Source organism: Streptomyces sp. NPDC087901 (assembly GCF_044742205.1).
Taxonomy (GTDB): Bacteria; Actinomycetota; Actinomycetes; order Streptomycetales; family Streptomycetaceae; genus Streptomyces.
The window spans coordinates 1-19734 of the sequence record NZ_JBIUUC010000024.1; the positions used below are offsets into that span (position 1 = coordinate 1).

Here is a 19734-nt window from a genome sequence, read left to right on the forward strand (position 1 = left end):
CTACGGCGTCGACGTATCCCGTCAGACGATCTCCACGATCACCGACAAGGTCATCGAGGGCATGGCCTAATGGCAGAACCGGCCCCTGGACGCGGCTTGAGTTCTATCGGTGGTTGCGAACGCTCCGGAAGGAGAGTGTTTGCATGCCGAGGTACGCCCCCAACAGAGTGCCGACTGCTGCAACGCGCTGATCACACAGACCGCGCACATCCCGCCCCAGATGAGGCGAACCCTCACCTGGGACCAGGGACGCGAACTCACGCTCCACGAGGACATCGAGGCCCTCACTGGCTTCCGGATCTACTTCTGCGACCCTCACTCGCCCTGGCAGCGCGGCACCAACGAGAACATGAATGGCCTGCTGCGGCAGTACTTTCCCAAGGGCACCGACCTGTCCGTCCACACCGCAAAGGATCTTCGCGCCGTCGCCCACCAGCTCAACCGCAGACCTCGCATCGTGCTCGGGGACAAGACTCCGATCGAGGCCATGCGAGAATGCCTTGCAGGCCCATTGACCAGGTGATTCGCAACCACTGATGGAATCCGCCGGTTGGCTTCGGCCTGGTGGAGGGCGAGTTCGGGTTCGTCGAACCCGAACCTGCCCGGCGCGGTCCCCGACGGATCGGTTTCCAGCTCCGCCAGCGCCGTACGCAGAGCTTGATCAGCGGCATCGGCGCGTTGCAGGCGGGCAAGAGCCGGCAGCAGTGCCCAGGCATGCAGCTGCGCCCGGACCAGGCCGGCCGGGGCGAGGCGGGCGCCGCGTTCCGCGTGGGCGAGGGCGGCGTCGTAGCGGCCGGTGGTACGGGCGACCATGCTGTGGGCGCCCCATGCCCACGCGGCCAGACGGATGTCGCCGGTCCGTTCACCCCAGGCCGCGGCTGCAGACAGGTGGGTTCGGGCTCCGGTCAGATCGTCCAGGTGGAAGGCCAGGTTTCCCAGGAGTGCCGAGAGCCAGCCGACCTGCCGCTGGATATCGACCCCGTACGAAGCACTGGGGTCGGCCTGGAGGACGGGGGTGAGGAGCTGGCGGACCTGGCGTACTTCGTTGAACAGGATCTGCGGCGGGTGCTTGGAGTAGTTCAGCGCGTAGTGCTCGACGGCTGCTTCAACCAGGTCAGCCGTCCCGACGCGCCCCTGCGGGTCGGCGAGCAGGGTGAGGTGGAGTGATTCTCGGACAGCGGGCAAACCGGCTGCGGTAGTCATCGGCTCCATCCCTTCCCACGAACCCTTCGGGTACACGGTCATCTCGGGCCGACCGTACCGGATCACCGCCCGGCCGAAGAGGGCATTCGTGTGTGGCGCGAGGGCGCGGGCGAGACCGAGTTGCTCGGGCCGGGCGCCGTAGGCCCGGCACAGCATCACTGTGTACTCCGGGCCCGGCCGTTCGGTCCCGTCGTGTTCCCACCGGCACAGCATCGGCTCGGAGAGCCCCGGCGGGAGGAGCCCGTCCGCGCGATAGAGCGTGGCGATCTGGGCGACGGTCTGGGCCCGGGACCATCCCAGGGCGAACCGCCACGCCTCCAGTGCGTTCACCTCGCCCAGCGCGTCCTGAATCGTGCGGGCGATGTGGGCGGTGTCGTGCTGCCGGCGCTGGCCGCGCATACGGACCTGGGGCGGCTTCACGCTGAATCTGAGAGCGTCTCGAGCGGGTCACTTGGCCATGGGCGTACCCCCGTACGAATGGCGAGTCAGCCTGTCCACGCTACCGACCTGAAGCCCCACATGGGAGGGCGCCGTATTGCGGGCAGCCCGCAATGACGGGCCGCGAGCGCCTCAATGACGGCCCACCAGATTCCGCATGAAGCTGGAGTACAGGCCGCCCGCTGCCTCACCCGGGCAAGAGGCCGGCCACCTGGTTCCTCTCTGACCTGCTGCTGGAGGAAGAGATGCCGTCAACACCGAGCCCGCTCACCGCACTCACCCCGTTACTCCAGGAGGTGATCGCTCAGTCGCTGGCCTTCAAGGACAGCGAAGACGTCTTCGCCCGCCGGGCGACCCCGCACACGCTGCGTGATCTCCTGCTGGAAGACCTGCCCGAGCAGCCGGCCACCGCGCAGGCCATCTGGGAGGACATCTCCGAGCGGCTGCTGCCGTACTGCGTGAAACATGAACAGCCCCCGCTTCATGGGATTCGGCGACACCGGCGCTGACCCCGCCTCCCTCGTCGCCGGTATCTTCGCGCTTCTGGCTCAGCAGAACCTGATCAACCAGTCGTTCTGCTCCCCGTCCGGCACCATGGCGGAGATCGCAGTGATCCGATGGCTGCGAGAGCTGATCGGCTACCCCACCGTGCCGGCCTGCGCGGTGACGTCGGTGTGGGAGGCCGGAGGGATCACGACCTACGGTGGCACCGGCAGCAACACCACCGCGATGATGCTCGCCCGCGAGCACACGGTTCCCGGCACCCTGACCGACGGCGTGCGTGACCCCGAGCGCTTCGGGCTCGTGGTGCCCCGCGGGGTCGGCCACTACAGCGTCAAGAGCGCCGCGGCCTGGGCCGGCTGCGGAACCCACCTCATCGAGGTCGACACTAACCACTTCCGCTACGACCTGACCGCCCTCGCCCAGGCCGTCAAGGAGAACGCCGGCCGTCTGATGGCCGTCGTCGCCTACGCGGGGGACTCACGCACCCAGACGATTGACCACCTGCGAGCCGTCCACGACACTGTCCGAACAGCAGACCCGTCGGTGTGGCTGCACGCAGATGCCTGCTGGGGCCTGATGGCCGCGCTCACCCCACGCCGCCGCCACCTCCTCGACGGCATTGAAGCGTTCGACTCCGTCACCGTCGACCCCCACAGAGTCCTCAACGTCCCCTACGCCACATCCGCACTCCTCGTACGCGACCCGTCCTCCCTGCGCATGGTCTCCTCCTACTCCGACCTGATCATGCAAGAGGACTATGCCTTCGGACAGGTCACCCCGCAGCTCGGCACGAAGGAGTGGACCAGCCTGCGCGCCTGGGCCGCACTGCGCTCCCAGGGCCGCCAGGGCCTGACCCGGATGATGGATGAGCGCCTGGACCGAACTGCGGCGTTCGCGACGCTCGTGGACGCTCACTCCCAGCTGATGCGGCTGCACGAGCCGGACCTGTGCGCGGTGGCGTTCTGCTACCTGCCGCCCGGCATCCATCCCGGCACCGCAACCGACGCCCAGGTGGCCCGGCTCAACCAGGTGAACCGGGCCATCCACCGCCGCCTGATGGACGAAGGACGCTGGCACCTGCACCAGTTCACCCTCCCCGACGACCACGGCCACATCCGGCGCGGAGCCGTCCTGGCCCCGCTGCGGTTCATGTCCATCAACCCGCGCATCACCCCCACCCACATGCGCGACGTCCTGGACTACGTCACCCGCCTGGGCCAGGAGGCATCCCGATGACCCCTGCCCCGGCGCCCACGGTCCTGCTGGAGGCCGCAGACCTGCTGCCTGACACCGGCGGCTACGCACTCGCCTACGGATCCCACGCCACCAACACCCGCCAGCCGACCTCCGACCTCGACCTCCTCTACACCGGCGACCACCCCCTGGACGACGCCGGCCTGAGCACGCTCACTGCCGCAGTCGTGGCGCTGCACCACCGGAACGGCTTGGACCTGGACGAGGAAGTCCCCTACGCGGTGAAGCTGTACGCCACCGGCGACCAGGTCGACCAGGCCGCCGCCCTCGCCGGATTCCAAGCCAGTTGGGGCACCCCACCTGCGACGGTCCGCGAGACCTGGTTCCTGAGCACCGACGCCTTCCGGCTCCGTCTGATCTTCAACGTGCTCACCAGCCCCCACGTCTTCCTGGGCGGGAACGTCACCGCCTATCACCGGCAGGTCCGGCGCGCCGAACGCTCCGCCGCCACCCTCGCCCAGTCCCTGACCGCCCACGGCGACCCGCCGACCCTCCAGAGGGCGTGGGCGGCGCTGTGGCAGGCACCCGACGGCCGAACCGGGAAGGACTACCTCGGCTACCTCGTGGCCCCGCACCTGCTGTCCGTCCTCACCCGAGGTCTGACCGACCACCACCCCGCCACTCCGGGGCTTCAGCCGAGCCGGTAATCGATCCACCGCCTGCCGGCCTCCGCCGCCCGGCCCCGGTACGCACTCAGTGCGTCACCGGGGCTGTTTGCCTGGTTCCACGTCCAGTAGCCGGTGATCGCCACCGCGAACATGCTCAGGGCTTTCGGATCTGCCGCCCGCCACGCCGGAACCCGCCCTCTGAGCTCAGCCTCCGCTCCGACCGGGCTGTGACCGGCGAGGATCAGCTGAGGGACGAAGAACGCCGCATCCACCCACGCCGCACCACGAGCCGCCCATGACCAGTCCAGGACCCGCACCCGCTCGGTGTCCACCAGCATGTTGTCCGCCCGCAGATCGCAATGCACCAACGTGTCACCCGCAGCGGCCTTCACCAACGCGTCCCGGTCGTCCATCTCCGTCAGCCAAGCGAGACGCGCAGCACACCAGGCACCCGGGCCGGCAGGGGCGGCAGCGAGCCGCTCCCAGTGACCTGCCAGCAGAGACAAGGTCTCCCCGGCCTCACCCACGGAGGCCGGGCACGGGGTCAATTCCCGCTCCAGTGAACCGACCGCGTCCAATACGCCGGGCAGGTCCGCGGAACCGGGCCCCAGATCGGGCCCCCTGCCCAGGACCGCCTCGAAGGCGTTGACGATCCAGCCGTGAGACTCCAGCGACCACCACAGCCTGGGCGCGATCACAGAAGGCAGGTGCTCCCCGACCAAGGCCTCGGCGCGGTAGTGGGACGCCATCGGCAGCGCCAGATCCGCGGCCTTGACGAACACCTCACTGCGGTCGGCACACGTCAGCCGCACGGCAAGCCCACGGGTGAAACCGCCCTCGGGATAGCTGACCTCGACCACCGGCGAACCGAGACGCGCCTGCACCTTGGCCCGCACCTCAGCCGGCAGGCCCTCCCAGCGCGGCCGCACCGATGGTGTGTTCACAGAAAGCTCCTCGGGTCGGCTAGAAAGATCAGACCTTGCTGTCGGCCAATTCCCGGAGATTGCCGCACCTGTCCGCTAAGTTCCGATTCAACCGAGAAGGAGCCACAGATCGCAATCGAGTTCCACGGCATCCAGCCGCTCATGCTTCCTTACGGTCTACGCGGGGATCGGCGTCACCGAGCGAGGAAAGAAGACCGCCATCCTCTCTGCCGCGGCGGAGCCTTCGGCATGCAAGCGACACGGTCAGCGGCGAGTACCGCCAGTTCGTACCAGACGCGGGCGACGGGCCACCTGCCCGCTGGCCTCCGCATTTTGGATGCTCAGCGTCCTTCGCCGACGGCCGTGCCTGCCGGGAGAATCTCCGAGGCAGGGCAGCCCCAGGCCGCGCCTGGTCTGTCGGGGCCGTAGAGGGCGAACCCGCACGCTTTGAAGAACGACCGACGGCCATCTGCGTCATCGCCGTCTTGAGGGACCAGAGCTAGGAAGGTGTCGCCTGCTTCCTTGGCCCGGCGGGCGATTTCGGCGAGGAGCGCTCGTCCGACCCCGCCACGACGATCGTTGTGAGCGACCGCCATCGTCAAAACGAACGTCTGCTCTCCTGGGTGTGTTTCCCGGCCTTCGTCGTGTCCGAAGTCGCAGTGGAGCTGGAACTCGGCCACTCCAACAACGGCTTCGTGGAGCTCGGCGACAACGACGCTCAGCCCCTCGGGCTCGTAGCCCCAGCCGTCTCCCAGACCGTTCGCGGCCAGCAGCGCCGCCACCACTGAGTCGTCGGCCGCGGTGATGTCACGGATGAGCGCCATGGCCAGATTGTCCCAGGACCGTAGCGGCGTGGAGGGCATCGGCGTCAGCTTTGGCGTCGGTATCCCGGAATTCCTCAAGGGACTCCTCGTCGGGGTGAGCGCGCCTTGGCTACAGGCTGGTTGTCTCCTCCTGCGCGGTGTTCCCGTCTTCGGTGGCATCGGGGGCGTCTTCGGTGCTTTCCGCGGTGCGGCGGTGGTAGGGGTGGGTGGAGTCCATCCTGCGGGCGAGGTGGAGGGGGGTGGGGGTGCTTTGGCGGACGTCGGAGGTGATGCCCTGGTTGGTCAGGACGGCGGCGACGGCTCCGATGAGGTCGCAGTCGGCGTCGGGGTTCTGGGCGATGACGGTGAACCGGGTGGCGGTGTGGGCGTAGCCGTTCTTGTTCTGGCTGCTGCTGTCGAAGCGTGTCTCGTCCTTGCCGAAGCGGCCGGCGGGGCCGGCGGCCCAGGTGCGGGGGACGTTGACGAGCAGGAGGTCTGGGTAGGTGGCGGCGCCGTCGTCGGTGGCGAGTTGGAAGAGGCTGTTGGTGGTGTCGGTGGCGCGCCAGGTGCCGTCGCTGGTGCGCATGTGGGCGCCGGTGGGGCGGCCGATGCGTTCCAGGTCGCCGATGACGCGGACGGTGGCCAAGGGGCGCTGGGCGCGGGGGAGGCTGTGGCCGGGCAGCCAGGACGCTGGCCGGGACATGCCGGGGGGCGGGTCCTGGCCCAGGGCTTCATCGGTGAGGCCCGCCCAGATGTACTCGGCGGCGTCGCCGTCGACGTAGAGGACGGCGGGGGCTGCTGCGGGGAGTTGGGTGCGGGTGGCGATGAGGGCCTGCTCGACGATGTCCGCGGCGGCACGGGCCTGGAGTGTCTCGTCCGCGGCGGCGCGGTATCCGCTGACGTCCCATGCGAGGTCGGTGGCGTGCAGCGCTGTTGTGGCCGGGCTGTGGGGCTGCCACTGCCCGGCCTGGGGGCTGTAGGCCCAGACCTGCCAGGGGTCGTCCTTCCCGCCGGTGGGGCGCATCGCGGTGAGGGTTGCGGTGATCGGTGCTGGTTCGGTGGTACGGCGCTTGCCGGGTGTGCGGCGCTGGGCGTGGCGGCGGACGTGGATGCCGATGTGCCACCAGTTCTCGAGCGGCAGTTTGCCGAACGCGGCACCGAGGCGGTGGTCGGTGGCGCCGACGCCAGTGAGGATCTCGCGCAGCACGTTCGCGGTCGAGCTGTCGAGGCCGCTCTGGCGGGAGGCGACCTTCTTCGCCCGGTACTTCTCGTTGTAGGGCTTGCCTTCCCGGGTGTGGGTGGGGACCGGCGGCGGGGCCTGCTTGATGTACTGGGAGGTCGTTGCGAGGCGCGCGAGAGCCTGCTTGGAGGGCCACTTGCCGTCCTCGGCCTCGGCCTTCTCGCGGCCTTCGACGCTCGGGTACCAGCGCTCGGGGTCCCAGTCGGTCTCGCAGATCGCCGCGACGAGCATGTCCTCGCGGGTGTAAGGGGCGAGCAGTTGCGCCAGGTCCCGCTCGCGCTCCGCGCTGGTGCGCGGCCCGTGGCCGAGCGCATCGGTCTTGTCGTGGAGGAAGACGACCTCGATACGCCCGCCGGCGACGGGTTCGGCGACACCGTCGACGGCCTTCCAGTCCTCGCCGGGGCCCCACTGGGCGGCGATCGCGCCCTTCACCCGGGCGCGGACCTCGTCGGTGCTCCACAGGACGGGGACGAGGAGGGTGCCCACGCCGGCGGCGTCCAGGGCGGCGGGGATCCGTTCGAAGGGGATCGGTCCGCTGACGCGTGAGCCGCTCTCGGTGGGCGGCACCTTGATGCCGGGGACCTCGATGAACACGGGGCTGCGGTGGCTGTACTTCTCGCACCGGCTGTCGATGGCTTCTTCGATGCGGCGGAAGAACTCCATGCCGTGTCCACGGCCCAGGCCGGGGGTGCGGGCGCTGGCTGGGGCGACGGCCCAGACCGGCCCGGGGGCGGTGTCGGCCAGGGCGTCGTTGGCGAGGTGCTCGGGGAAAGGAGGCACGTTCGCGCTCAGGCGGGGCAGGGCGGCCAGGCGGCGACTGGCGGCCACCGCGGGGACGTTCAGGCGGCGTTTCCACGGCGGGCCGTCGGCGGCCGCGGAGACGACGAGCGGCTGGTCGGGGTTGGCCAGCAGGACCGTGGCGACCCTCTTCCAGGAGGTGGCGAGGAGGGTGGTGGTGGCGTTCACGGTCACCGCGTGGCGCCGGGAGTGACCGCTGGCGGCGGTGCCGATGGTGATACGGGGCAGCAGGTGCCGCACGACGCCCTTGCGATCGGGTTGGGCGGGCAGTTCGTGGCCGATCGCGGCCAGCCGGCCGTCGGTGCACAGGGTGAAACGGACGGGGGCGCCGTTGTTGCGGGGCCACTCGAGGGCGGCGAGTTCCTCGGCCAGGCGCCAGCGGGCGAGTTCGCCCGGCCACCATGCGCGCGAGCGTTTGCCGGCGCTCGGCGGCGCGGGCAGGACGGCGGAGCGGGGCTCGGCCCGGGCGAGGAGTTCGGCCAATTGTTCGCCGATGCGCCGGCCGTCGGGCCCGAGGACCACGGCTTCGGCCCAGTAACGGAACACGTCGTGCCGGTCCTCGGCGCTGATCGGCGCCGCGCACAGGAGTTCGTAGCAGCCGTCGTTCCACTGCCAGCGCGCCCAGGTGCCCGCCGCCGCGCGCAGGACACACTCCAGTGCCCGGTAGGGGGGCTGCACATCCAGACCGGTACTGACGTTGCGCTTGTACTCGCGCGACAGCTCCATGGCCAGATCCAGCACGGGAGCCTCGGGCCGGTAGGCGATGACCTCGCCCAGGTCGGCGGGAGCGGTGCGGAACTGCAGCAGGCGCGCCTGCTTGCGAGCGACGCTGTCGAGCGGGCGACTCATGCGTACTCTCCCAGGTAGGAGTCAAAGCCCGCGCGCAGCGCGGGGAGCATGTGCTGGGCGTGGGCGTACTCGGCGAATTCCTCGACGGTGTGGCCGTAGGAAGCGCCGAGCTGGGCGAGGTCGTCCTGCGGGGACTGCTCGAGCCATCCCCGGATCAGGGTGGGCAGGTCGGATCCCCAGGTGGGGTCGTGGAATGCGCCGTCGATGAAGTGGAGCTCGACGTGGGTCTGCCCGCGGCGTCCGCGGCCTGCCAACTGGACGCTCTGCCCGAGGAGGGTGGCGACGAGTTCGTACTTCAGCTCGTCGGGCAGAGCGGAGAAGCGCTTGGGTGCGTTGAGGTTCAGGCGCAGGTGCGCGTCGGCCGCCGCGCGGGCCCGGGCCAGTACGGCGGCGGGGTCGTCGTCGGGTACGGTGTCGCGCCAGGCCCGGGCGGCGACACTGGCCGCCAGCACCGCAGGGTCCTCGGCCGGCATGACCGGCCGCACACCCATGGCGATCAGGGTGATGGCCGACACGGCGATGCCCTCGAACACGGTTAGCACGTTCAAGCCCCGCTCGGTGCGCGGCAGCGGCGAGATGAGCACCTCACCGTCGAGGTCCGCCAGCTCCGCGAAACGGTCGCGGGTGAGCTGGCCGATCGCATCGCAGACCGGCGGCAGAGACGGGTCGGGAGTATCCGCGACAGCGACGTAGATCCGCAGCCGCCGTCCGAGGGCGAGCGCGGTGTCGTACAGGGCCTGGGCGAACAGGCGGGCATGCCGGTAGGAGTTGACGGTGATCAGGGCCCGCGCACGATGGCGGGTGCGCGCGTCTGCGGCCAGCCGGCCCAGGTCGCGCACCAGGCCCGGTGCGTAGCCGGCGGCCAGAGAGATGACCCGCTGGTCGCGTTCGCGGTAGGGGGTGCTGCCGACAGCCAAGAGCTTTCCGTCGGCGACGGGGGTGCTGTTGAAGATGGTCAGACCATCTCGGAGGGTGTCGGGCATCGCCCAGTCGGGGCGGGCGAGCAGGTGGGTGCGTGCCGCGCCCGGCATGAACCCGGTGGCGGACATGCCCAGGACAGTGCGCTGGCGGCCGCTCAGGGCGAGGGAGACGATGCTGCCGAGGAACTGCGTCTCGGTATGGGGATCGGCGCGCAGCACCTCCATCTTCAAAGTCGCGTGGCCACCCGGATCGTCCAGCCCCTCGAAGCGGAACCCGCCCAGCTGCCGGCCCAAAGGACCGAACGGGACGACAGTGCCGGAGCCCCGGTGGCCGATGGCGTCGGAGAGCTCGGAGGCAGCGTCGATGCCGTGCCCGGTGAGTTAGCCGGCCCTGTCCGTCAGGGTGAACATCGTGTGGACGATGGCCGTCAGCCACGTCTTCATCATCAACGCGTGCAGGACGCCCGCGGTGACCTCGGTGCGCGTGAGCGCCTGCACCGGCTCCGGCCGGTCGAGCCCGCGCTGTGCCGGCACCGTGGACTCGGCAGGTGCTCTGTCGGCTCCGTCCTCGGCAGCGCAGAAGGCGGGCAGCGCGGCGGAGACGATCTCCCGCAGTTCGTCCTTGAAGGAAGCAAGCTGCCACTCCCCGCCCTCGTCGATCGTGAGCATCCGCTCCAGCACGCCCGGGACGGGCCGCAGCCGATCCGGCAGGACAGCGCCGGAAGGTCGGTCGCCCGGCCGGGTGGCCACGCGCGGGAGCAGCGCCTGCAGACAGTCGGACTGCTCGGCGGTGGCCGCGGCCTCGGGATCCGCCCCGATCAGGTTCTCCAGCAGATGCCGGTCCCACTGATGGGGTTGATACCAGCGCTTGCGGTCCTGCAGGACCTGCCGCGTCCGGCGCGGGTCCTGCCCACGGGCCAGGGCCTGGGCCTGGGCGACCTCGGTGCAGACCTCCTCCCCGGCCACCAGGTCGAGCAGCTGCTCAGCCAGGAACACCGCCCGAGTCAGGGGCCGGCGCACCGCCACCGCCAGCCGAGGCGGCGCCTGGTGCAGGCTGTCGCGGATGCGCCGCAGCACCGTGGTCGGGCGGGAGCGGGACGCGAGCTCCAGCTCGCCGCACTCACCGAACCCCCGCGACTGGTAGGCATCAACCTCATCGACGACCACATAGGACGCCAGGCGCAGAAGGAACTCCCGCACGCTGATGCTGTTGCGGACCTCCCCGTCGACCTCCACCGGAACTTTGATCATCCCGGACTGGAAACAGGCGTGGGTGGTCACGATGATCCTGGCCGTCGTCGCGGCCTCGACGTGGGAGAACTTCCCGCAGGACGACACATACGGGCACAGCGCCCGCTCCGGCTGGCCAAAAGCATCCGACGCCGCAACCGTGCACGGCTCCCTGCCGCCCTCAAAGGCGTCACGTCCCTCCAGCTGCGCTTGCGCGGCGCACCCGTAGGCGGAGTTGTTGACGAGGAAGGCAATGCTGGCCGAGGCTTGCGCCAGCGGCACGCCGGTGCCCTCCAGCTTCGCGGCGGAGCGCAGCGCGAACTTGTACCGGCTGTTGGGGGCGATGAACGGCGTGGCCGTCTCCTTGACGCCCGCCGCCCGCAGCTCCTGCTGCAAGGTGGAGGCCTCGCCGTAGACGTCGCCGTTGTCACTGACCACCAGCACGGTGGTGCGGTCCAGGCCCGCCTGCTGGATCGCCAGGCCTCGGCCGAAGACGTTCTTGCCCACGCCCGGGGGCGCACTCAGCAGGTGCGTCCGGCCCGGCGGCATGACGATGGGTTCCAAGGGGCGCTGCCCGCCACCGATGGTCCCGCGCAGCAGCAGCGCGATCTGCTTCTCACGGAATGCCGGGCCCTGCATATCCTGGTCGGTGTCCCGGCTTTGCCAGCTGAGCTCATCGGCGTCCACCACCAGCTCAACCGCCGGCGCGGTCACGACCTGAGGCGGCCTGTACATCCCCTGCTCGTCGGGGAAAGTGAGCTGGACCCGCCCACGCGATGTCGGCGCCGACCAGCCCGATCCGCTCGCGACCCGCAGCAGCCGCCGAGGCTTAGCCGGCGCGAGCAGGCGTTCGGCGACGTCCGAAGGGTCCTGCCCGTGAGCCGGCAGCACTTCAAACGCCCGCCCCCGCTCGTGGTATCCGAGCGCGTAGAGAGCGGGCAGCGGGTCGTCCGCGTCCGGGGTGTGGAAGACGTTGTAGACGGTCCGTTCGACGTGGTGCAGTAGCGCCTCACCCCGATGGCGGGTGCCCAACAGCGCGCCGAGGCGCTGCTTGTCCGCCTCCGACCACTGCGCCCAGCCCGCCACGACACGCGGCGCGTGCCCGCTCAGCAGGACATGGGCGTCCGCGACGCGCACCACCTGCCGCCCGTCGCGGAACCGGGCGGGAAGAAGATAATCGGCCATGGCCAGAGCACCGGCAAGCGTCCTGCTCACGCCCCCTCCACCTCCGCCACCAGGTCGGCATCGGTCAGCACCCGGGCCCCGCTGCTCCGCACCACCCGGCGCAGCAGCGGCAGATACCCCCGCAGGTGCTGAGGCACCACGAAGCACAGCTCGCTGGGCCCTTCGGGATCCTCGCGCAACTTCTGGGCCAGCCCGTACGGATCGGCCCAGGTCTTGACGTCGACGTGCCACACCCTGGACCGGCCGGGACGAGTGACATGCAGGTCATACGCGTCGCCGAACGGCCACAGCCGCACCTCCGCGCCCAAAGCGACCAGCCGGTCGCGCAGCTCGACCTCCAGCAGGCCCGGGAGCGTCACCCACAGCCACAGGGCGTAGGGCAACGCCACGTAACCTTCCACGGGCAGCAGCTCCGGCACGGTGCGCAGTTCGCCGCGCGGGGTCAGGTGCCAGCCCTCCATCGCAGTCGGCTCGGCCCGGTACCGGGCGCCCAGCAGGCTGTGGCGCTCGTCCTCACACTCGACATCCACCACGCCGTTGGGGCGGTAGGCGGCGCGCATCGTCCATCTGCACATTGGACACGCTGCCCACAGGCCGCCGAACTGCCGCGTCGGGGAGATACCGGTGTACGCGCCCAACTCGACCAACGCGGTGTTCCGGGACAAAACACGCCGTGTCAGGACGGGCGTGCGGACCATCGCCTCCCGGCCCCGGGTGTACGCCTCGAAGCCGGCAGCCCCCAGCGCGCGAAAGACGGCGTGCTGGACGGTCTCACCGGAGATCCGCGACAGCCCGGTACTCACCGGCAGCATTCCCACCGCCCGCAGCAGGCTGTGCAGATGGCGGATGTCAGCACCAATCCCCGGGGCCTGGTGGCCGTGCTCAGAGGCCTCCACCGCGAGCCGGTGCAGCGCCGAGCTAGGCATACCGTCGTCATCGAGCAGCCACAGCTTGCCGAGCACTGATCCCTGGGGCCGTCCCGGCAGAAGGTCGGCCACCCGGCTTCCGCAGAGCCAACGGGTGAACACCTCGTACGACGGTGCCTGCTCAAGGACCCCGAACGATCGCACGTAGCGACCATGGCACTCCATCAGCAGCCGCATCCGCCCCTGTGCCTCCCCCTCACTGCTACTCAAGGCCAGCGCCGCGACCACGCAGGCGTCGAGCGCTGCGCGCTGGCCCACGTCGAGTTCTTGAACGGCCGCTGCCGTCCCGGCCACCACCGACACCCCGGTCCTCCCCCCTACTGCATCGAGCCCATGCCACAACCTCAACCCCCTCGCCTTGTGAGAGGGCACGGGAGTTCGGGGACCTTCCCCCGATCCGGTGATCCCGGTCCGATGTGTGTGCTGCGGTGGTCTTCCGGACGAACTCGCGTCCAGCTGCTTCCGGACCGGGGCCAACAGCGTCGTGCCCCCAACAGCGACCGGCAGGCGCCGCGGAAGGAAGTTCACCGATGGCTCTGTCGATGACGAGGAGCAGCGTTTCTTGGGCAGCTCGGGAGGCACATCGGTGACCGTCGCAGAGCTGTTCTTCACGACGACGGACAGCACCGCCCACTGTCAGGGGAGCGCTTCGCTGTCTGCGGCGCCATCGGTCCGCGGGTGGCTGAGGACAAATGCGCTGGCTGCGGGGCCAGGCAGTCGGTAGCCCGGCATCGATGCCGGCGCACGGGCCGCAGCGGCGTACCGCCTTCCGTTCTCGTCGACATCGACATCCTCGTACGGCAGGCGCCTCCCGAAGTCGTCGACGGCTGCTGTCGTGAGTCGGTTCTGGCACACATTCCGTGAGAGCGGTGGACGAGTCTCTTCTGATCGGCAGACTGGAGAGATGCGGATAGAGAGCGTCGCCAGGATCCAGGCAGTCCGGCTCGCCGTGACGATCGGGGCAGTCGTCGTTGCTCCGGTTCTGTTGGTGGCCGGGACTCCGTTGCGCCGCCGTATGTTGCGTCGCTACTACCGCGAGCACCGTCCGGGGCTCGTGAGTAAAGAGGACGGATGGGTGAGCCCGGGGTACTTCGTCGTCACCAACGTGGTTGTTCGAGCCCTCTGCTGGCCGTCGGAGTGCGTACTCCGACGGCTTCGTCCTGCCTGAGCAGGGCCATCACCGGGCGGCAGTGAGAAGTACCCGTTTACGGAGGAGCGGGAGCTTGGCGCGGCCGAACATCTGGCGCTTGACCATCTTGATGTGGTTGACCCGGCCTTCAACGGGACCGGAGTTCCAGTGGCTCGTCAGGCCCTGGACGACGGCGTCCCAGTCCTTCTCCAGACCGGTGGCGAAAGAGTGGAGGCCGGGAAGTTCCTCGGCTCGCGCGCTGACGACCCAGTCCTTCAGATGCTGGCCGGTGCGGGTGGAGAGGATCGCGGCGAAGCTGTCGACGAGACGGTGGGCCGCCGCGAGTTCCGGGCAACGGGCGAGGAGTTCGGTCAGCTGCTTGTTCTCGCTTTCCGAGAGTCGGTCGGGGTGACGCATGATCCACCCGGTGACTTGCCGGAGTCCTGGTGGCGCGGGCCCGACGACGCTGATGCGGCGGCGGCGCCGCGGCCGCAGATAGTGACTGATGATCTGGTAGTTGCCTCGGTAGCCAAGCTCTTTGAGCTCTGCGTGCAGGTGAACAGCATTGGTGTGGCCCTCTGCCCAGCGCTTGTCCAGGTAGGGCTTGTAAGGGTCCAGCTGGCTGGGCCGGGGTTGCCGCCGACCGCCGAGCAACTCCTCAGGGGTCGCCGCACGGGCGCATCGGCGGACCGTGTTCCCACCCGTGTGTAACTCGCGGGCGATCTCCCGGATGCCGTGGCCCTGGTCGAGGAGTGCATGGACGACGGCGTGACGTTCCCGGATGCGGGCTTCGATCGGCGACATCTCCTTTGCCGACGGGGGTTCGACGTCCGGCAGGTCACCCGGGTCGGAGCCGGGTGACCGCAGGCATCCTGTGTGCTGGCGCACGCATTGCTCCACCGCGGTGCCGAGGTTCTGCCACAGGTGAAAGCGGTCAGCGACCTGGACTGCCTGTGGGGCCCCGACGCGGGCACCTTCAGCGTAGGAGCCGGCACGATCCCGGCAGATCACCTCGATCCCAGGATGCTCACGCAGCCACGTGGCCAGGGTCCCCGCGTCCCGCCCGGGCAGCAGAGCGAGCGGTTTGCGGGTCTCGCAGTCGATGAGCACGGTCCCGTAATGCTGCCCGCGGCGGGTGGCGAAATCATCGACCCCGAGCACCTTGGGCACTTCCCACGAGGGGTCAGGAAGCGCCATCAGCAGCCGCAACAGCGTCATCCGGCTGACCACACTATGCAGTGCTACGGCCAGCCGGGCTCCCGCCCGGCCGGCGAGCGCGACGGCCACGGCCTCCAGGGTCCGGCGCGAAGCAGGCGTCCGCCTCCCGTACCGGAACGTCAGCCCCGCGACCTGTTCGACGAACGTACGACGCCCGCATAGCGCGTTGTCGCAGTACAACCGCCGCACGGTCAGCTTTATGAGCACCGGCTGGTCGCCGAACGGAGTATCAGCCAGCCGACGCTCGTAGCAGCTGTGCACTCGGTCCGACGGACGTTCACAGCCCGGACACGAAGCAGTGGCATCTAGGGTTCTCGCAACAATGTTCACCACACCGCACTCCGTGAACACCCGCTCCACCAGAACCGCGCTGAAGTGCGGAAACAGCACCGCTATGAGGTCATCACACCGCACCACGGTCTCAGATGACGCGACATCACCGTGGCAGAACGCCGCTGATCGTCCTCACGGAATGTGTGCCAGAACCCGTGAGTCTTCGACAGAGCCAAGTGCACCGTCCGCTACGCCCAGAACCGTGCCCGGCTTGTCCGTGCCCTCTACGCATGTCTGGACCGCCTGGAGACCGCAACCGGTCCGTCTGCTGCGCCCTCAGCCGGTCAGGGCGTGTCACCCTCCCATACCCGTGGACCGCCAGGAAGGCTGAAGGTAGGCCCGTATGAGGCCCGGTCGCCCGGCCCGTATACGCTGTGAGGGGTGATCAAGTACGCGCCGGTGGTGATCTGCTCTTCCGTCCAGCCGGTCACCGCGATCAGCTGCCCATCCAGCGGCCCACCGGTCAGCTCGCGGTACTCGCGACCGGGCTGCGGCCCGAGCACCGGGGCATCACGCTCGCTGCCGTACACCCGCTGTTCCTGCGTCATGTGGTCACTCTGATGCGATGCGGGTTCCATGGGGACGGAATCGGTGCGATGTCACCGTGAAGAGCCACTGCCTCTTGCCCAGCCCTTGTCGGTGTTCTCGTCCGTGAGAAGGAGCAGCGCCGTGCCCTGGCCGTTGCCCGCATCATGGCCGACGAGGTTCCCGACTTGCTGTGACGTCCCAGGACGGCCGTCAGCGGCCAGCCTCTCAAACCGCAGCACAGGTGGTCCGGTCATCTGATGTCGTTGTTTCCGAGCGTGCGGCGTGCTGCGGCCAGGAATGTTCGACGGGTCTCGCTCAGCCGAGTGGACTGGCCTGTCATGTAATCGAGGACGGTGATCCGGCCGTCGCTGACGGCATCGCGCAACAGTACGGCAGCCTCTTCGTCTGGCAGGTCGGTCAGCTCCAGATACTGCACTGCCGTCTCGTACACGTGCCGCACGGCAGCGTAAGCCTCACCGACGGAGTCGAACGGGTGGTCACCTCGCGGGGCGTAATGGGCGAGAGCACTGATCGTTCCCGGACGGACACCGGTCGGTGTCCCTACAGCCGTGTAGGCGTCGCGCATGCCGGCGAGACGGATCTGGAGGTCGGACAGCGCGTTGACCGCATCGTTGATCGGTGTGCTCAACACCTCCCGCCCTGTTACGGCGTTTCGTTCCTCCACCTGCCTGACATAGAGCACACGCCAGGTACGGGCAGCAAAACTACTGCCCAGCGCTGCGTCAGCGATCTCATCGCAACAGGCCACCAGCTCCTGCGCGGCCCCCACCAGTTCCGCGTCTCCCTCCAACTCCAGCACAGCTAGCGCCCGCTGAAGGTCACGGCTGGCCGGACGCAAACTGTCCGGGGCGCCCGTGCCGTCCAGGACCTGGTCCAGAATTCCGACCAGCTCCCCGATGGAGAGGAGGAAGACCGAACACGCCTCCCGGCGTACGCCGCGCAGCCACTGGTCGTGGGCGGAATCTGACTGCGCCCGGACCGTGTCCAGCGCGGCTTGATAGGCCGATTCCGCCTGACGGAGACCTGCATGGTGCGTGGAGCTAGCGGTCTGGAGAGCAGCGCGGAGCTGCCAGCGACCGATCAGTAGTGTGGACGGCACCCCCACGACAGCTACCGAGGTGGTGACGACCAGCGCAATCTCTTGTAAGTCCATCGCAGCTCATCGTGCCAATCCGAAGCAGGTTAAGCAGGAGATTCAGCTCACGGGCTGGGCCTGTTACGCCTGCCGAAGTCGACCGGGGGCAATGGCACGGAGAGTCTGCGGTAGGGCCTTCACCCCGAATCCTGAACACGGGTTATGCGGCTTGTGCCAGCGTAGTTGGTGTGAGTTGAAGGGCGTTCTCGAAGGCGATCGGTGATCGTTGTCCGAGGCGGGAGTGTCGGCGTCGGGTGTTGTAGCGGTGGAGCCATCGGAAGGCGTCGAGTCGGGCCTCGCGCTCGGTTGGCCAGCTTTTTCGTCCTTGCAGGGTCTCGCGTTTGAAGGTCGCGTTGAAGGACTCGGCGAGTGCGTTGTCCGCGCTGGACCCGACCGCGCTCATGCTCTGCCGGACCCCTGCTGACCTGCAGGCTTCGGCGAAGGCCCTGCTCGTGTATTGAGCTCCGTGGTCGGTGTGAATGATCGATCCGGCGAGGCTGCCGCGGGTGCGGATCGCCGCGGCCAGGGCGTCGGTGACGAGGTCGCCGCGCATGTGGTCGGCGATCGCCCAGCCGGCCAGACGGCGTGAGGCGAGGTCGATGACGGTCGCCAGGTAGCAGAACTTCCCGCCGTCGATGGGCAGGTAGGTGATGTCGACGACGTACTTTGTGTTCGGCTTGTCCGCGGTGAAGTCGCGGCCGATCAGGTCCGGGGCCTTGGCCGCGGCCGGGTCGGCGACGGTGGTGCGGTGCCGGCGGCGCAACCGGACCCCTTCGATCCCGGACGCCCGCATGATCCTGGCGACGCGTTTGTGGTTGACCGCCTCGCCGCTCGTCTCCCGGAGTTCGGCGGTGATCCTCGGAGCCCCGTAGGTGCCGTCCGATTCCTGGTGCACCGCCCGTGTCCGGGCGGTCAGGCGGGCGTCAGCCGTCTTCCGGGCAGCCCTGTCAGCGGCTGTCCGGCGCCAGTAGTAGAAGCTCGAGCGGGCGACGCCGAGGATGCTGCAGAGCCGCTTCACGCCGTGACGGCGCTGGAGGTCGGCGACGCACTGGAAGCGGTTCACCAGCGCGTCTCCCCGGCGAAATACTTCGCCGCCTTCCGCAGGATCTCGCGTTCCTCCTCCAGCTCGCGGACCTTCTTCCGCAAGGCGGCGTTCTCCGCCTTGCAGCGGGGCCGGCGGCTGAGACGGTTTCTGCGTCCGCCGTCCCCGGGGACGGCTCACCCCGGCTGCCCTCACCCAGTTCCGCAGCGTCTCCGGGTTGATCCCCAGATCGGCGGCGACCGACCTGATCGTCGCCTCAGGCCGCGACTCGTACAGCGCGACCGAATCCGCCTTGAACTCCGGCGGGTAGTTCTTCATGACCACGAGATGTCCGTCCTCAGATCCGCAGGATCCAGTGTCTCGTGTGTCCAACATCAGGGGTCAAGGCCCGCGAACGCGTAGACCATGGTGCCGTCCAGGAAAGGCCCGGACATGGCCGTGTTTGCCCACCAGCCCCCGTCCGACGGCCGCAGGACGACATTGTTCACGTGGACGATGGGGAGGTCCTGGGCGACTGCGGGCCCGGGACTGATGCCCGTGGCGGCTGCCACGAGCGCACTGACGGATCCTCCGACGCCGCTACGCGGCCGATGCGCTTACGTCTGGGCATGAGTGTCCTTGAGAGAAAACGGTCGGATGCGGAGCCCGACACCATGCCGGCGGGACAGTGAGGGACAGCGCGATGTCATGAAGGAGGGCGGACTGCTGTTCAGTTGGCTTGGTGCAGGACCCTCACGCGCAGTGAACGCGCGGCGGAGACCGCTGGTTCGTGGCTCAGCCCCGAGTCGTTGAGTACAACAGCGGCGGTCGGCCCACGAGCATGCTGTACGTGCGGCGCCAAGCGGACCTGCGTAGGTGACGCACCTCGGCCAGCCGCCGAGCCGACCCGGGGCAGTGTCCCAGCCGCATACCGAGAGTTGTCACTAGACCAAATCGGCCCGGTCGTCGTGATCGTTCACGTCTTCGGCCGCATGGGCACGGCCTGGAACCGGGTACAGGACAGCACTTGGCCCGAACTCCTCCAGCACTTCTTCCGCGCGGACTCTCGCGGCGGCAAACCGCCCATCCCGAAGAGCTGTCTGCGCCCGCTCTGCAACAGATTCCTGCTCGCCGCCTCCGGCACGCACGGAACCGACCTCGTGCTCTCCAGCATTTGTTCCCACCCCTGGTGAACGGGCCGATACGTAACCGGCCGCGCGCCACTATCACCTGCGTTCCAGGAGCCGGTCAACAGATAACTCGAGGCGATCCAGCAGGTCAGGCAGGGAGTGTCGATGGACCCAAAGGCGGGATGCAGCGCCGCTGCCCTACCTTTTTCAGCCATTCAGGCCGGAACGGAGGCCAGGGCCCCGGCCTGGTCGTGAAGTGGGGTCCAGCGACTGACGAAGCGTCGAATCGTTACCGTGTCACGCGTGGTGCGCGAGGGGCCCGCTACCCCTGCTGAGCT

16 protein-coding genes and 1 pseudogene are annotated in these 19734 nt (G+C 69.0%); 6 read left to right on the forward strand and 11 right to left on the reverse strand.

What is annotated here, in order from left to right:
- Positions 1-184: 184 nt before the first annotated feature.
- From ACIOEW_RS39005 to ACIOEW_RS39025, 5 genes and pseudogenes are all read left to right on the forward strand, one after another.
- Positions 185-523 (forward strand): annotated as a pseudogene (locus ACIOEW_RS39005) (IS30 family transposase); the annotation flags it as partial.
- Between the two features lie 41 nt (positions 524-564).
- Complete coding sequence (locus ACIOEW_RS39010) at positions 565-1167, forward strand: hypothetical protein (RefSeq protein ID WP_401970108.1); 603 nt, start codon at positions 565-567, stop codon at positions 1165-1167.
- Between the two features lie 719 nt (positions 1168-1886).
- Positions 1887-2150, forward strand: a complete 264-nt coding sequence (locus ACIOEW_RS39015) for a hypothetical protein (RefSeq protein WP_401970110.1) — start codon at positions 1887-1889, stop codon at positions 2148-2150.
- Positions 2107-3381: a pyridoxal phosphate-dependent decarboxylase family protein gene (locus tag ACIOEW_RS39020; RefSeq protein ID WP_401970111.1), complete on the forward strand. Its 1275-nt coding sequence runs from the start codon at positions 2107-2109 to the stop codon at positions 3379-3381. Before ACIOEW_RS39015 ends, ACIOEW_RS39020 begins: the two co-directional genes overlap by 44 nt.
- Positions 3378-4046 carry a hypothetical protein gene (locus tag ACIOEW_RS39025; RefSeq protein WP_401970114.1) on the forward strand — a complete coding sequence of 223 codons (669 nt, stop codon included), beginning with the start codon at positions 3378-3380 and terminating at the stop codon, positions 4044-4046. Before ACIOEW_RS39020 ends, ACIOEW_RS39025 begins: the two co-directional genes overlap by 4 nt.
- Here ACIOEW_RS39025 and ACIOEW_RS39030 read toward each other — a convergent pair.
- The 11 genes from ACIOEW_RS39030 to ACIOEW_RS39080 all read right to left on the reverse strand — a co-directional run bounded on the left by ACIOEW_RS39030 (position 4031) and on the right by ACIOEW_RS39080 (position 18838).
- Positions 4031-4951 (reverse strand): phosphotransferase, encoded by a 921-nt coding sequence (locus tag ACIOEW_RS39030; protein WP_401970116.1) that lies wholly within the window; start codon positions 4949-4951, stop codon positions 4031-4033. The two genes, ACIOEW_RS39025 and ACIOEW_RS39030, sit on opposite strands and share 16 nt — an antisense overlap.
- 320 nt (positions 4952-5271) lie before the next feature.
- Positions 5272-5754 (reverse strand): GNAT family N-acetyltransferase, encoded by a 483-nt coding sequence (locus tag ACIOEW_RS39035; RefSeq protein ID WP_401970118.1) that lies wholly within the window; start codon positions 5752-5754, stop codon positions 5272-5274.
- Between the two features lie 109 nt (positions 5755-5863).
- Entirely contained in the window at positions 5864-8620 is a 2757-nt protein-coding gene (locus ACIOEW_RS39040; RefSeq protein WP_401970121.1) for an RNaseH domain-containing protein, read from the reverse strand.
- Entirely contained in the window at positions 8617-9834 is a 1218-nt protein-coding gene (locus tag ACIOEW_RS39045) for a hypothetical protein (protein WP_401970123.1), read from the reverse strand. Before ACIOEW_RS39045 ends, ACIOEW_RS39040 begins: the two co-directional genes overlap by 4 nt.
- An 87-nt stretch (positions 9835-9921) precedes the next feature.
- A complete protein-coding gene (locus ACIOEW_RS39050) occupies positions 9922-11985 on the reverse strand; it encodes a hypothetical protein (RefSeq protein ID WP_401970124.1) in 2064 nt (687 codons plus the stop codon).
- Positions 11982-13184 carry a hypothetical protein gene (locus tag ACIOEW_RS39055; protein ID WP_401970126.1) on the reverse strand — a complete coding sequence of 401 codons (1203 nt, stop codon included), beginning with the start codon at positions 13182-13184 and terminating at the stop codon, positions 11982-11984. Before ACIOEW_RS39055 ends, ACIOEW_RS39050 begins: the two co-directional genes overlap by 4 nt.
- A gap of 874 nt (positions 13185-14058) precedes the next feature.
- Positions 14059-15645: an ISL3 family transposase gene (locus ACIOEW_RS39060; RefSeq protein ID WP_401970129.1), complete on the reverse strand. Its 1587-nt coding sequence runs from the start codon at positions 15643-15645 to the stop codon at positions 14059-14061.
- Positions 15646-15845: 200 nt separating this feature from the next.
- Positions 15846-16109, reverse strand: a complete 264-nt coding sequence (locus tag ACIOEW_RS39065; RefSeq protein ID WP_401970131.1) for a hypothetical protein — start codon at positions 16107-16109, stop codon at positions 15846-15848.
- 230 nt (positions 16110-16339) lie between these two features.
- Positions 16340-17263, reverse strand: a complete 924-nt coding sequence (locus ACIOEW_RS39070; RefSeq protein ID WP_401970133.1) for a hypothetical protein — start codon at positions 17261-17263, stop codon at positions 16340-16342.
- A gap of 142 nt (positions 17264-17405) precedes the next feature.
- The gene (locus tag ACIOEW_RS39075) at positions 17406-18662 is read right to left on the reverse strand and encodes an IS3 family transposase (RefSeq protein WP_401970135.1); all 1257 of its coding nucleotides are present in this window, start codon (positions 18660-18662) and stop codon (positions 17406-17408) included.
- Positions 18662-18838, reverse strand: coding sequence for a hypothetical protein (locus ACIOEW_RS39080; protein WP_401970136.1), 177 nt, complete (start codon positions 18836-18838; stop codon positions 18662-18664). The genes ACIOEW_RS39075 and ACIOEW_RS39080 overlap by 1 nt, the downstream gene beginning before the upstream one ends.
- 366 nt (positions 18839-19204) lie before the next feature.
- Here ACIOEW_RS39080 and ACIOEW_RS39085 point away from each other — a divergent pair, with 366 nt between their 5' ends.
- Complete coding sequence (locus ACIOEW_RS39085) at positions 19205-19459, forward strand: hypothetical protein (protein ID WP_401970138.1); 255 nt, start codon at positions 19205-19207, stop codon at positions 19457-19459.
- Positions 19460-19734: the final 275 nt, after the last annotated feature.

Bases quoted from the DNA above. Each gene is read 5' to 3' on its own strand.
- ACIOEW_RS39015 (WP_401970110.1), top strand. From the start codon at position 1,887: ATGCCGTCAACACCGAGCCCGCTCACCGCACTCACCCCGTTACTCCAG.
- ACIOEW_RS39065 (WP_401970131.1), bottom strand. From the start codon at position 16,109: ATGACGCAGGAACAGCGGGTGTACGGCAGCGAGCGTGATGCCCCGGTG.
- ACIOEW_RS39040 (WP_401970121.1), bottom strand. From the start codon at position 8,620: ATGAGTCGCCCGCTCGACAGCGTCGCTCGCAAGCAGGCGCGCCTGCTG.
- ACIOEW_RS39075 (WP_401970135.1), bottom strand. From the start codon at position 18,662: ATGTTGGACACACGAGACACTGGATCCTGCGGATCTGAGGACGGACAT.
- ACIOEW_RS39025 (WP_401970114.1), top strand. From the start codon at position 3,378: ATGACCCCTGCCCCGGCGCCCACGGTCCTGCTGGAGGCCGCAGACCTG.
- ACIOEW_RS39035 (WP_401970118.1), bottom strand. From the start codon at position 5,754: ATGGCGCTCATCCGTGACATCACCGCGGCCGACGACTCAGTGGTGGCG.
- ACIOEW_RS39070 (WP_401970133.1), bottom strand. From the start codon at position 17,263: ATGGACTTACAAGAGATTGCGCTGGTCGTCACCACCTCGGTAGCTGTC.
- ACIOEW_RS39020 (WP_401970111.1), top strand. From the start codon at position 2,107: ATGAACAGCCCCCGCTTCATGGGATTCGGCGACACCGGCGCTGACCCC.